Source organism: Sedimentitalea sp. (genome assembly GCF_039973035.1).
In the GTDB taxonomy this organism is placed as follows: domain Bacteria; phylum Pseudomonadota; class Alphaproteobacteria; order Rhodobacterales; family Rhodobacteraceae; genus Sedimentitalea.
Genome location: NZ_JBDWLR010000070.1, coordinates 1 through 12,697 on the forward strand (window position 1 = coordinate 1; position 12,697 = coordinate 12,697).

Here is a 12,697-nt window from a genome sequence, read left to right on the forward strand (position 1 = left end):
TCGCATCGAGATCATGTTCGGCAGGTTGAAAGATTGGAGACGGGTCGCGACCCGATACGACAGGTGCCCGAAGGTCTTCCTCTCCGCAATCGCGCTAGCGGCAACCGTCATCTATTGGCTATGAGTCCTGACCCTAGGGTCGGCAGGGCATAGAATTGATTTCTTAGGCGATGTTTGCCTGCCAGTCACAGCTATCATCAATGGATTGGATCATATCATGCTACACCAAAACCGTCGCAAATTTCTAAAGTTCGGTATCGTAGCCAGTTTCGCATTGTATGCAGGCGCGCAAGGCGTCGCGGCTGAAAACCTCGCGGAACGCGCCGAAATCGACATGGCATCAGATAAAGTTTTACAAGCGCTATTGGACAGCAATACAGAGGCAAAGACCCTCTCAAGTACGGCTCTGGCCATGTTGATCTTTCCGAAGGTAACGGAAACCGGACTGGCAGGCATCGGTGGCAAACGCGGGAAGGGTGTCTTGCGAGAGGATGGCAAAAGTATCGCCTACTATCGCACAACAAGCTTGTCTTTTGGTGCGCAGATGGGCTTTGAGACTCATGGCTATGTTGCCATGTTTATGACGCAGGCTGCGCTCGAAGACTTCACCGCCAAAGATGACTACGAGGTAACCGCCCAAAGTGAAATCACGGTCATGGACGAAAGCTCATCCGCACAGACCAATATAACTGCTTCAAACTCCAGTATTGTCGTTTTTGTATTTGACGAAAAAGGAGCGCGTTTGGATTTGACCGTGGATGGGACCAAGATCAATCGTATGGACATCTGACAGGAGTTGCGTCTCCCCAAAAAGTTGAGCGGGGCAAAATGGAACCTCTCTGCGGATAATGTGTAGTTGGCAGAACAATACTCGGTGAAAATACCGGGTCAGTTCTCAATGGAATTACATTCCGCAAAATGATGCTACCGGCGTCAGCCGGTCAGTCGTTCACTGGCCGTCAGGGGTCTGCCTTCATTGGGTCCACTAATGATGAACTGAGTTGCTGGCACAGGTGAAGAACATGAACACGTCCAGCCACGCGGGGCAGTAACGTTACAGGAACTGACAACCACAGGCACCCGTACACCGGGCGCCTGCGCCACTCGGGCGGTTTTTGATGATTATGTTTCGCGCCGGATTCCTGCAGTTGCCTGACCGTGTTGCAGGGATCGGCCGCTCGAAGTATTCCCAGTGTTTTCTATGAGGCGAGCGACGATCGATGCCCCATAAATTCAATGATACCCGTCGGGACAAGTTTGAAAAGGCACGGTATCGGGTGGCAAACGCATCAGAGTAGAACGAAAGCCTTCGGCTGCGTGGTGATTTGACCGTATGGGTGTCAGATGATGTGGCCAGGAAGTGGTCGTCGCCTCGCCGCAAGACACGCGGTGGTCATGAGCAGCGTTAATTGCGGCTACGGACCCGTAATTGACCGGCGATCCAGCACGTATCAGTATATCTCATCCAGTTTGTCGCGCCGCATGTCAGCCTGAAAGCCGACTTCAGAGCCCCGCACAAGCCGTCAGAACCGCAATCGCGCCATGGATCAGGATTTCCAGAAAGAATCTCCGATCCGTCGAAACCCCGACGCATTTTCAAACCTCGCCGAGTTTCTACACGGTCTGGGTCGTTTTAGTCTGCAATCAATCTGTCGCTGAAGTGTGTTGACTGATCAATAACTGTAAAACAGCAGCTAGAGCTGGCCGAAGACATCCGGTATATTGACGGTTCCGAATATGCGCCCAGACGGCAAGCCAGTCGTGGACCCGCCGGGGGGCTCTTCGCTGACTCCGATTGTCAGAATACCTTCGACGGCGGCAATCGCTTCGGGCATGGGCAGTCGGATCGTATCACCTTCCGGCCATAGACCCACGGAGATTGTAGGTTCACCTTCGCCATGCGCCCAGACTTGTAGAATACGACCCTCGGGGGCAGACCCCAAAGTGCGCGTCAGAAACATTTCGTCAGTGGATTTATCGACCACAGCGACGACCCTGAAATCCCCTGCGTCGGCTGTGATCTCAGCTGCATAGAGCGGTCCCGTGGTTTGATCGGGTGTTCTAAAGTCGAACGCAATGACAGCAGCCAACATTAATAAACCAAAAGCGACACCCGCTTGCCAGGCCCACAACCGCTTGAAAAATGGCTGCCGCATTCTCTGCGGGAAAACCTCGGCGAGCAATGCCTTCTTGACAGAGGGGCTGGGTGTCTCATTAGTCAGATCGTTGGTCAGAGCCGCGAGCCTGATCTCCCAATCGGTCACCAACCGTACAAACTCTGAGTCAGTAGTTTCCATTTGCCGTGCCTGAGTCAGATCAGCACCTGTAAGCAGCCCCAGGGCATATTCGGCGGCCAATAGTTCACGCTCTTCTGATGATAGTTCTGAGGTCATCGCGACATACACTCCCGAAGGGCGGCAATACCGCGACGCAGCCACGTCCGCATGGTGTTGAGAGGAACGTCAAACTGGTCAGACAGGTCTTTGTAACTCTTTCCATCAAGATACGCGCCCGAAATTGCGGAGCGTTTGTCTGCTTCTAGTTCGTCCATGCAACCTACAATCCGCCTGGAATCCGACGCTGCGATTGCAGATTGTTCCGGCGATGGTCCGGGTGCCGCGATGCGCTCACCGTTGACTGCAATGTCGTCTTCGGATCTTCTCGAACGCAGACGATCAATCGACGTGTTGCGCGCAATCGTAATTAGCCATGTCATCGGCGAATGGCCCGTGACCTGATACCGGTCAGCATTCTTCCAGACTTTGACATATACCTCTTGCATTGCATCCTCTGCCGCTGCGCGTTCGGACAAGACACGCATGCAAACGGCCAAAATTTTCCCGCTGGTTGCATCATAAAGACGAGAAAACGCGTCTTGATTGCCCAGAGCAATTTGAGCAATCAACCTTTCTATTTCATGTCTCTGGTCCTGTGTCATAGCAATCCAACAAGGGCGCAGGCTATAGGCGTGCATTCGTTACTCACTTCGTATCTGGAAAACACGAGCTTGACCAATGTGTTCACCGTTTCAGAAAATTTTACCTAGTCCGTGAAACTTTCTCCCGCTCCTCTTCGTGCCTCCTGTGAACTGGCAGACACAACGTCTGGCAGCGCACTACTAGGAGATACCGATGAATACTCAGATTTCAGCCTTTGCCCTGACCGCCGCCGTGACAGGTGCGCTCGCCGCACCCACTTTTGCAGACGGTCACGCAGGAACAATGGGCTATGCGCTCGCGGAAGACGGTGCCACACTCGTCACTATGGCCAGTATTGCATCACCGGGTGAGGTGCAGACCTTTGCGCTTGAAATGCCGTTGCGCGCAATTGCATATCGTCCTGTTACAGGCCAGCTGATCGGGTTTGCTGACGGAATGGTCTATGAAGTGAACGCTATGACGGGTGCCTTGACCGATCTTGGCGCGACGTTCATGGACGACGCCGCGATTGGAGACGGAGCTGTCGCATTCGACTTTAACAATCAGATAGATGCTGTGCGGGCCGTAGGAGCGGATGGTGCCAATCTTGTCTATTTCCCAGACGGCTTCGGTGACAATGACGAGCGTGCAAATTCCGTGCGCCGCTTTACCGATGCGTTTTACATGGACGGCGACAATTCCACCGGTGCAGACCCGCTGATCTTTGCGAACGCCTACACAAATGCAATCGCAGGCGCGACGGCTGAATCGACGGCGCAATATGCGCTGGACGCCCGCGCAAACGCGCTTGTTACGTTGGCCAATAACGCCGGCGAGCTTGTAACAGTCGGCCTGCTGACCGTCGATGGTGAAGCTGTCGACGTCATCGATGCGGGCGGTTTTGACATCGTGTCGCCCGCCGAAGGGACCGACATGGCATATGCTGTCCTTCAGATCGATGGTGAGGCTACGGCCGGATTGTACGCGGTCGATTTGGCCTCTGGTGCGTTGACCAATCTGGCCGACCTCGGCATGGGCGGCTTTACAGGCTTCGCTGTTTCACAGGGTATGTGAGTATGAGTACGTAAGGTCAATTGCCGACCTTTCCTGTAACTGCGCACATAGGACCCCCGGTTTTCGAGCCGGGGGATTTCGGTTGCAGCGGAGAAAGCGGTCGCTTTCGCGGTTCGGTCGCAGACTTTTGGAACATGGGCCTGCTTACCATGTTAAATGCCACTGAGAACTGACCCGGTATTGTCATCGAGATTTGAGACGCCGTTCGCTGATGCAGCACTTTGTTGTTGCAACGCAGCGCGTGTCGTCATTCCGGTCGCTCATGTGCGTCTTTCGGGCTGGAACCGAGACGGTGCTTTCGCGGCACTCCGTTCGGTCAGGCAACTCGCGGACGAAGCGGACATCCTCAGTTCATACTTGAACGACTGGATTTCGCTAACGAGCGACAAAGGCGTTTTTCATGACCTCCGACAATTGCGCATCTGCTTCAACTCGGTCGGACGTGCTAGATTACATCGCATGCATCTCCAAAAAGAAAAGCCCACCGCCACAACATGGCGGAGGACATCCATTTCTTCGTTTGCGTTCCAGACCCGGTCTTCAGGACGCTGAATAGGATACCTTCTTTACAACCGTAAAATTGCTAGATGCACCCTTGAAAATTGCCTCAGTCTCAATGACCTGGAACCTCTCATCTTCCATCAGATCGTCCAAGTCTGCACTCTTGAGTTGTCGAATGGGGATTGGGATAACCCCTAACTTTAACAACGCTCTGACCAGCAGAATTTGCAGCGAAACCAAGGCTGACTTTTTGCCGCCCAAGCAAGGTGTCGCAGAAGTAAACACCCGCCAGGCTTCAGAAGCTCAATCGTTCTTTGCACAACACTTTCCGGTTCAGGCACTGTGTGCAGCATGTTGAATGCTAACACCACATCGAATGAACCACTCTCGAACTCTTCATCGAAGATGTCAGCTTGTTCGAAATCAACGTTGACGACGCCGCCTGCTGCGGCCTTTCCCTTTGCAATTTCGATCATCCCGGTTGAAATATCAATCGCGCGCACGCTCTGGACCAAGCCGGAAATCTCGCAGGCCGTCGTGGCTGTTCCACAACCGTAGTCCAACACAATGTCGGTATCCTTCAGGTATCTTTTTGTGTTTCCGCGGCTGCGACTATGAATGGACTCAAATTTCTCTTCTGTGTTGTCATAGTTGCTAGCGGATTGATCCCAAAAATTTTGTGATTTGCTCATTCTGTCTTTTCTGCATTTTCAACGTGTTGGCCTGCGATCGGCATAGCTATCGAAATCGAGCTGAAACGTCAGGCAACTGATCTTCCGACCAGCACCATGCGACGCAGGTAATGATGACCAGCGCAATCAGCTGGATGATCATGAAGATCAGGTTGTCGAGGTCCGGATTGAGGTTGGCCGCGATAATCATGGCTGCCGTGAGGAGGCAGGCACAGGCGTTGGTCCACCGGTTGATGCGTCGAGGAAGCGCCAGGGCAAGAACAGCCATGAGGATGGGAATCTCGATCATTGCACCGCCCAGAAGCATCAAGGCTTCGGTTATTTTGATTCCGCCAATCACGCCCGACATCATCTGTTCCGGCATGCCTGGTGGGCCCAGTTCGTGAATGTCTCTGGCGAAGAAGTTCAGTACGTTAAAGATCCAGAGCACCGTGAGGAACACGCGTTGATCTCGCTGAGAGGCGTTCATATCAAACCGTTCCCTTCGCACGATCAATAACAGATCGCTGCCTTGCCGATCCAGTCCGCCGCGTCCCGGGCTTCGGCAAACGCCTGATCAGAATCTCCGCGACCGCTAGGTTGAGGATCCACGCAGACACCATGATGGCGTCGCGCACCGGCCCGGTCGCCTCCGACCCGGCGAAGACGATCCAGGCGATCCCCATCACCGTCTGCGTCGACGCACCCTGACCGATCGCGTATGCGCGCAGAATCGAAGCGGTGTGTCGGAACCTGTCGCGAGATCGGATCGCAATCACCGCCCACACGATTAGAACCATCATCGAAGATCCCAGCACAATTCTGACCCAGTAGAGAAGGCTCCCCTGAAGACCCGCCGGGAAAGTGTAGTCATGGGTCATCCACAGGCCTGTTGCGGCTGACATGCATCCAGCGATGGCGACGACGCGCCCGTTGATGCGATGGACTGCCGGGTGCTGGCGTTTGATGCTCGGCAGGAATTGAAGCGCCCCGGCGAGGCAGAACACGAAGCTGGTCAGGATGTGCACGGTGATCGGAAGTGGATCGGCCAGGGCGCGTGGGTTGGGGGGCGCGATGGTCGGACCACCAGCCAGTTCGAGCACGCGGATCAGTCCACCGACGGTGGGTACGGACGAGTAGACCAGTATGAACGCGAGCAGAGCCCATTCGGATCGGCGCAGAAGCTTCATCGCAAGGGTCCCCCAAGGGGCGTGACATCTTCATTCCGCGACGCGCCGACAGTCCCAACGGGCTTTAACGCCCAGAAAGCCGTGCTGGCCCGGCCTGCCCCGAACCCCAGTTGGATCGGCTGAACCCCGATGTCCTTCAGGCCACTTTCTCGCAGCCAGGCGATGCCCTGGCGTTCGCTTACCATCCAGGTGCGCCAGCGGAGCTGCACGAATGTCCCGAATACGGACCGTCGTGTCATGCAGGCAAACAAGATGCCGCCAGGTTTGAGCACGCGAACCATCTCACTGAGCGCGACCTCAGGCTCGGGAAGGTGTTCGAGGAGGTGCGCCGCCATCACGACGTCGAACCTGCAATCGGGATACGGGATCGCACGGACGTCTGACTGTCGAAGCTGGGCTACAGTTCCTGCGCGGCGCAGCTCGGCGTCTGCCGCGGAAAGCATCGCGCCGGACGTATCGATGCCGTGGTAGTCAGGCGCTTCCGTCGTGATGCTTGCGAGCGCCAATGAGAGGCTACCGCTTCCTATTCCACAATCGAGGACCCGAGCGTCCGGCCTGGTGAGCGCTTCCGCCACACCGCTTGCGAACAGCGGATCGCGGTACGCCGTTTCGAGCCGGAAGCGACGCGAGGTACGTGCCCAGTTCTTGGACGTATGATCGTACAGACCGGCGAGGTCTCCTGCGGTGTGCATACGACGACGCAGAGCGATCTCCCAAGACCCGAAGCCACCGCTCGCGATAGGGATGCTTTGCAATGCGATGGGTGTGGAAGAAGCTGTCCATCTTCGTTTGGATATACGCATCGCAAGGTTCCGTTCGGCCAAGATCGTTGTCGATACCGTTCTGGACTAGCTGCGTTCAATACGAAATTGCGCATTATTTTGGGTCTGGTATACGCGGATCATGGAGTGGCAACGATCAGCGTTCGATTGGAACCAAGCGCGCGCGTTTCTCGTGACCGCTGAAGAAGGGTCGCTGTCGGCTGCCGCCCGCGCTCTTGGCTTGACGCAACCGACCCTCAGTCGCCAAGTTGCGGGTCTTGAAGAAGCACTCGGTGTGACCCTGTTCGAGCGGACGTCACGCGCACTGCTTCTGACGCAGGCCGGAACGGAGTTGCTGGAGCACTTTCGCGGCATGGGAGATGCCGCGAACCGCATTTCTCTGACGGCGACCGGACAGTCTGAAGCCGTCACGGGCAAGGTGGTGATTGCTGCCACCAACGGGATGGCGACCTACTTCCTGCCGCGGGTGCTCAAGGACCTGCGGACCAGGGCACCCGACCTTCAGATCGAGATCATCGCTTCGAATGAAACCAGCGATCTGCGGCGGCGCGAAGCTGACATCGCGATCCGGCACAAGCGCCCGCAGGACGAAAACCTGTTCGCCAAACGGCTGCGCGACACGGCGGGCCAGCTCTACGCATCGAAGCAGTATCTGGACGAAGTCGGCCGTCCGTCGAATGCGGCTGATCTCGCGAAGATGCACTTCGTCGGGTTCGATGCGCCCGAACAACGGCTACCACTCATGGCATCGCGCGGGATCGAGCTCACAACGGCGAACTTCAACTTCCTCACATCAAGCGTGACACTTTCCGTTGCGCTCATCCGGCAAGGACTGGGGATCGGAATTCTGCCGGTTGATATCGGCGAAGCCTATCCGGAGCTGGAGAACCCGTTCCTCGATTTCGAGCAGATCGAGATCGAAACTTGGCTGGTCGCTCACCGGGAACTGAGAACCAACCCAGGGATCAGGCTCGTGTTCGACCTCATAGCAAATGGTCTATGACGACCGTGTTGCATAGATCAACGTCAACTCAGAACGCGCCCTACCCGAAACGGATTTTAGGCGGTGCGTTCAACACTTGGGCGGCCAAGTCCGGTCATCCGGTTGAGAACCCGGACGCCAATCTTGGCTTCTGTTTTCTGATTTTCGAAGGCGCGGGCCTTTAGCTTTGGTCCAATAACCGCCCACCAGCGCCAGAGGCCATCATCCCGATGGACCAACGGCCAATAATGCACTAACTTTTTAACATGGATCAGTCATGTGGGGCTGCTCACTTCAAATCGCTGAACTCAGCGTCTACTACTCTTGCCGGGATCGAAGTCGCGCATATGATCCGGAAAGGTCAGTTTAAACAGTCAGAGAGTTCTGGCAGTTCGCAGCGCTCGCAGGATAGGTGTGTCCGCTAGTTGAGCTACCTTCGCTTGGGCGGAAACTTTGCGACACTACCCTGATGGGTTTTCCTCGCTGGCGATCCGAACGGTGTTGCGCATGTACAGGTCTTGTTGAGGATAGGGAACCTCGATGTCATTCTCCTGAAACTTTTTCCAGATGTTCAGCATCACTTCGCTGGCAACGTTGGCGACGCCGTTTTCCGGATCATTGATCCAGAAACGCAATTCCAGATCTATGGAACTGTCACCGAACGCGCGCATCAGACAGTTCGCCCTTGGGTCGCTGAGAACACGTGGGGACTCGTCGGCTGCCTCAAGACACAACTTGCGTGCCAATTCGATGTCTGACCCATAAGAGACCCCTACGGGAATGCGTCTTCGAGTGGGTTTGTCGGAGTGGGACCAATTGGTCAGAGGGTTCGCGATCAAGACCTCATTCGGGATCAGGGTCTCCGTGCCGTCGCGGGTACGTACAGAAACATATCGCGTCGTCATCTTTCGCACCTCCCCGTAGGTAGGTCCGAATTTGGTTTCGATTTCTATCACGTCGCCAGGTTTGACGGATTGGTCTGCTAACAGTGTGTAGCTGGCGAGAAGATTCTCGAATGTGCTTCGCAATCCCAGCCCAACACCGATACCAAGAGCACCAGAGAAAATTGCGAATGCTGTCAGATCCACCCCGATTGCTGAAAGTGCTACGACAACAGCAAGGACAAGCAGAACCATACGGAGAAGTCTTACGACCAGAAGTCTCAAGGCAGAGCTCATCTTGTCCACAGTCTGAAGCCTGCGTTCGATCATGGCCGTGAGCGCATTGGCACCCCAGAGCAGCACGAAGGTCAACATCAGTCCCTTGACAACGGCCCAGCCCGTGATGCTGACCGGTCCGACATTCAGCCCGGTCCGTTGCAGCCATTCGATCGCGACATCCAAGAGTCCCACTGCATTCAATGCAGCGGCAATCCACGCGATCCAGGAGAATACCTGACTCCAATATGCTGACGGGATGAAGATCGATACCGTCCGAATTACGATAAACGCCAGCAAGAGACTGATCACCAGCCTCAAAAGCTGGATCGGCAGGCCCAGCCCCTCGAATACAGCCTTCGAAAGGCTGAGGAGAATAACCCACACAACAGGCATCGAAATCGCGGCGAGAGTGCGAATGAGGCGCTGTACAGCAGATCCAAGCGTTCTCTGCTTGCTCAGGTTTTCCAGGACGAGCTTGAACCGGCGGCGCAGCAGCAACGCCAGAAACAACGTTACCGCCAGAACGGCCAGTTGGTACACCGACTCAAATGTCAGTAGGTTCTCGCGCAGCCATTCGAAAGCAAGAAGCAAATAGTCAGTGGCCGTAGACGTCATTTCCTCGAACTCTCGCTCAACGATCGTCTGTTCTTCTTTATCCATAGGGTCCACCCTGCTTTGTTGAACGCCTGTTAGGCACCTTGATCAGCCACAGCTGTGCGTTTCAATTTTGGCCCTAAGTGATGGCGTGAATGCCCCCGGGGATTGCCAACCTGATTGCGGAGCGGTGCCTAGTTAGGCGTTGGGTATGAAATGCCATCCTCCATGCCGCGCCTGAAAGGCTACCGTTTTCCTTGTGAGATCGTCGCATATGCCGTCTGGGTCTACCATCACTTCGCGCTCGGCACAGCAGATGTCGAGCATCTTCTCGCCGATCGGGGCGGGAAGTGGTCAAAACCCGGGGGTCGGTTGTTTGTGCTATTCTGAGTCTTTTGACGGTGAACAGTGATGGATGTTCAAATTTCGGTGGAAACGATCTTTGATGATGGAATAACGCGCAAGCATCAGCTTGTGAAACAATCCGACCCTTTTCGAAAGATGCATGTATCTCCGCGGCGTTAATGGTGTCGTCTAATCGCGATCGGTTTTGCAAGCCTTTTCTGCAAAGCCTTACTGTCCGGAACATCGACGGTTCCAGTGTCGCATCAGCCTTTTTGAGCTTGGCAACCTCTGGTGACACGCCTTGGGTATTCGTATGCCCGGTGCATGGTCGTCTTCGCGGTCGACACTCAGTCGCCGCATGATGGGTTTTCGCGGGAAGGTTTTCCAAGGTGGATACCGCACTGTGCTGATCCAGCTGTGCATGCCATCAATCGGAATGACCTGACCCACGTCCAGGCAGGGACGTCTCGCTGCGCTCAGAGTTGCAAGCACTATTGATAAATTACGGCGCGACTTGTGCGTCGATGGTGCGGTCAAACACTGTGCCAGTCCTGAGCATCGCATGCATTGTGACTGCGAGTTTGCGGGCCACAGCAACGGCCGCGCGTTTGAAGCCGAGGCGTTCCCTGAGCCTGAGTCCCCAGTTGCGCAGGTCGCTGTCCGCCGAACTGCGGGTCAAGATGACCAGGGCCGCCTCGTAGAGAAGCCCCCGCACGTGGGCATCTCCTCGGCGGGAGATGCGCCCGCCATAGTCCACCTCCCCTGACTGATAACGTCGGGTCGTCAGGCCAAGCCAGGCGCCAACTGCGCGGGAGTTCTTGAAGTTTTCAGGGTCTTCAATTGCGGTGGCGAAAGAGGTCGCGGTAATTGCGCCTACCCCAGGGATGGTCATCAAGAGCTGACAGGCTGGGCTTTGGCGTGCACCGGCGAGAAGCATTTTTGTCAGTTCCGCTGCGCGCGTGCGGATGCTGTGCCATGCGTCCAGTATCGGTAACAGGATGCGAGCGAGATCACCCTGATCGGTCAGTAGATTGCGGACATTCTTCTCGAAGGTCCGTCCTTTGCCCGAAGGAACAACCAAGCCAAACGTTTTCATGAGGCCCCGGATCTGGTTTGAGAGGTCGGTGGCAATTTGGACCAGCTTGGTTCGGGCCGCCACGAGGGTGCGTGCCAACATACTGTCAAAGCCTTTGACGCGCACTTCTCGGTAGAACCCCACCTCAGCAAGGTGTGCCAAGCCATCCGCATCATTTGCATCGGTTTTGTTCGCAGCCATGTTGAGGGCTGCTTTGGCATGCCGCGCATCAATGCAGATCGCAGGCAAACCTTCCGCACGGAGGGCATGGTAAAACCAAACCGACAAGGGGCCGGTCTCAAAAACAATGCGTTTGGTTTCCGGTGCGCGTTTTCGAACAATCTGGGCAATGCGCTTCGGATCGGAAACACACTTTCCACGCCAAACACGCTGGCCACCAAGCCCTCTTCAGGTCTGCTCGAGACGACTCGCACCCGCGATTACACCATGTGGATACCCCCGCTCAACGGCATCGCAATGTGCCAGAATGGTGACGTATCACCAAGCAACGAGGAGGGTATCCATGGATGATGTTACACTGATTGGGGTCGACCTGGCCAAGAGAGTTTTTCATTTGCATGGCGCTGCTGCAGATGGCTCGGTTGTGTTACGCAAGAAGCTGTCTCGGACGGCTTTGTTGCAGGGATCGCCCCGTAGCTGATATTGATGCGGTTTGTACCCTTCAGGATGTTGTGAATGCCGCACAAGTTCAACGCTGATCATCGTGACAAGAGCCCGAAGCGAAGGCATCGGGTGACCAACTGGGCTGAATACAACGAAGGCCTGCGGCAGCGCGGTGATCTGACTGTCTGGATCAGCGAAGACGCACTTTCCTTGTGGTCGGCTCCACGCCGAACCACGCGCGGCGGACAGCCGCACTACTCTGATCTGGCGATTGAGGTGGGCCTGACGCTGGGCATGGTCTTCAAGCAACCGCTGCGTCAAATACACGGCTTGAGGCGCTCCATTGCGAGGCTGCTGGGGGTTGCGATCGCAGTGCCTGACTTTTCCACGCTCTCGCGTCGGAGCAATGGGTGTCACGTAGCAGTTAACGCCAAGACTCGGAGCTCAATGATTTCTGCGACATGGTTGTGCACTTAACCATGAGACTTAGCATTTGGGAGTGGGCAAAAGTTGGGGGTCTACGCAGCGAATGCAGTATATGAGTCGGTCAAGCGCCCGTCGAGGGCAGCGGCTCTCGCTACGGCTACGTTGTGTGCACCTTCTGGCGACCATCGCATGCGTCTGCGCTTGCCCATGCGCGCATTTCCAATGTCATCGACGCAGCCTTCGGCCCGAGACGTTGAAATCGGCAAGCCCCGGCGATATCGCCATCCATAGTTTGTGAGCGAACCCATGTTGTTTGCAAGATAGCTGTACAGGAATTGGCAACGAGAAAGCGCCC

At 55.7% G+C, this 12,697-nt stretch carries 12 protein-coding genes and 4 pseudogenes; 7 read left to right on the forward strand and 9 right to left on the reverse strand.

Annotation, left to right across the window (positions count from 1 at the left end; genetic code table 11):
- A partial coding sequence (locus tag ABJO75_RS17385) for a transposase (RefSeq protein WP_333483675.1) occupies positions 1-124 on the forward strand: 124 nt, incomplete at its 5' end.
- Between the two features lie 93 nt (positions 125-217).
- Positions 218-790, forward strand: coding sequence for a YSC84-related protein (locus ABJO75_RS17390; RefSeq protein WP_348123813.1), 573 nt, complete (start codon positions 218-220; stop codon positions 788-790).
- Positions 791-1,694: 904 nt separating this feature from the next.
- Here ABJO75_RS17390 and ABJO75_RS17395 read toward each other — a convergent pair.
- Both ABJO75_RS17395 and ABJO75_RS17400 read right to left on the reverse strand, forming a co-directional pair.
- Positions 1,695-2,393, reverse strand: a complete 699-nt coding sequence (locus ABJO75_RS17395) for an anti-sigma factor (RefSeq protein ID WP_348123815.1) — start codon at positions 2,391-2,393, stop codon at positions 1,695-1,697.
- A complete protein-coding gene (locus tag ABJO75_RS17400) occupies positions 2,390-2,974 on the reverse strand; it encodes a sigma-70 family RNA polymerase sigma factor (RefSeq protein WP_348123817.1) in 585 nt (194 codons plus the stop codon). The genes ABJO75_RS17395 and ABJO75_RS17400 overlap by 4 nt, the downstream gene beginning before the upstream one ends.
- Before the next feature lie 157 nt (positions 2,975-3,131).
- Here ABJO75_RS17400 and ABJO75_RS17405 point away from each other — a divergent pair, with 157 nt between their 5' ends.
- Positions 3,132-3,992: a DUF4394 domain-containing protein gene (locus ABJO75_RS17405; protein WP_348123819.1), complete on the forward strand. Its 861-nt coding sequence runs from the start codon at positions 3,132-3,134 to the stop codon at positions 3,990-3,992.
- A 701-nt stretch (positions 3,993-4,693) separates the two neighbouring features.
- Here ABJO75_RS17405 and ABJO75_RS17410 read toward each other — a convergent pair.
- The 4 genes from ABJO75_RS17410 to ABJO75_RS17425 are packed head-to-tail and all read right to left on the reverse strand — an operon-like array spanning position 4,694 to position 7,157.
- Entirely contained in the window at positions 4,694-5,185 is a 492-nt protein-coding gene (locus ABJO75_RS17410) for a class I SAM-dependent methyltransferase (RefSeq protein ID WP_348123820.1), read from the reverse strand.
- Positions 5,186-5,231: 46 nt separating this feature from the next.
- Positions 5,232-5,654 (reverse strand): DUF6326 family protein, encoded by a 423-nt coding sequence (locus ABJO75_RS17415; protein ID WP_348123822.1) that lies wholly within the window; start codon positions 5,652-5,654, stop codon positions 5,232-5,234.
- A 1-nt stretch (position 5,655) separates the two neighbouring features.
- Entirely contained in the window at positions 5,656-6,354 is a 699-nt protein-coding gene (locus ABJO75_RS17420) for a DUF2306 domain-containing protein (protein ID WP_348123823.1), read from the reverse strand.
- A complete protein-coding gene (locus ABJO75_RS17425) occupies positions 6,351-7,157 on the reverse strand; it encodes a class I SAM-dependent methyltransferase (RefSeq protein WP_348123825.1) in 807 nt (268 codons plus the stop codon). The genes ABJO75_RS17420 and ABJO75_RS17425 overlap by 4 nt, the downstream gene beginning before the upstream one ends.
- Positions 7,158-7,257: 100 nt before the next feature.
- Here ABJO75_RS17425 and ABJO75_RS17430 point away from each other — a divergent pair, with 100 nt between their 5' ends.
- A complete protein-coding gene (locus ABJO75_RS17430) occupies positions 7,258-8,139 on the forward strand; it encodes a LysR family transcriptional regulator (RefSeq protein WP_348123826.1) in 882 nt (293 codons plus the stop codon).
- A 440-nt stretch (positions 8,140-8,579) separates the two neighbouring features.
- Here ABJO75_RS17430 and ABJO75_RS17435 read toward each other — a convergent pair whose 3' ends face one another.
- Positions 8,580-9,938, reverse strand: coding sequence for a mechanosensitive ion channel domain-containing protein (locus tag ABJO75_RS17435; protein WP_348123828.1), 1,359 nt, complete (start codon positions 9,936-9,938; stop codon positions 8,580-8,582).
- Positions 9,939-10,088: 150 nt separating this feature from the next.
- Here ABJO75_RS17435 and ABJO75_RS17440 point away from each other — a divergent pair.
- Positions 10,089-10,253 (forward strand): annotated as a pseudogene (locus ABJO75_RS17440) (IS6 family transposase); the annotation flags it as partial.
- Positions 10,254-10,719: 466 nt separating this feature from the next.
- On the opposite strand, the pseudogene ABJO75_RS17445 reads toward ABJO75_RS17440, so the two are convergent.
- Positions 10,720-11,688 (reverse strand): annotated as a pseudogene (locus ABJO75_RS17445) (IS110 family transposase); the annotation flags it as partial.
- Between the two features lie 127 nt (positions 11,689-11,815).
- On the opposite strand from ABJO75_RS17445, the pseudogene ABJO75_RS17450 reads away from it, so the two are divergent.
- Together ABJO75_RS17450 and ABJO75_RS17455 are read left to right on the forward strand one after the other, a co-directional pair.
- Positions 11,816-11,929, forward strand: a pseudogene (locus ABJO75_RS17450) (IS110 family transposase); the annotation flags it as partial.
- A 59-nt stretch (positions 11,930-11,988) separates the two neighbouring features.
- The gene (locus ABJO75_RS17455) at positions 11,989-12,393 is read left to right on the forward strand and encodes a transposase (protein ID WP_348123830.1); all 405 of its coding nucleotides are present in this window, start codon (positions 11,989-11,991) and stop codon (positions 12,391-12,393) included.
- Between the two features lie 41 nt (positions 12,394-12,434).
- Here the strand turns inward: ABJO75_RS17455 and ABJO75_RS17460 are convergent.
- Positions 12,435-12,697: pseudogene (locus ABJO75_RS17460) on the reverse strand (ISKra4 family transposase); the annotation flags it as partial.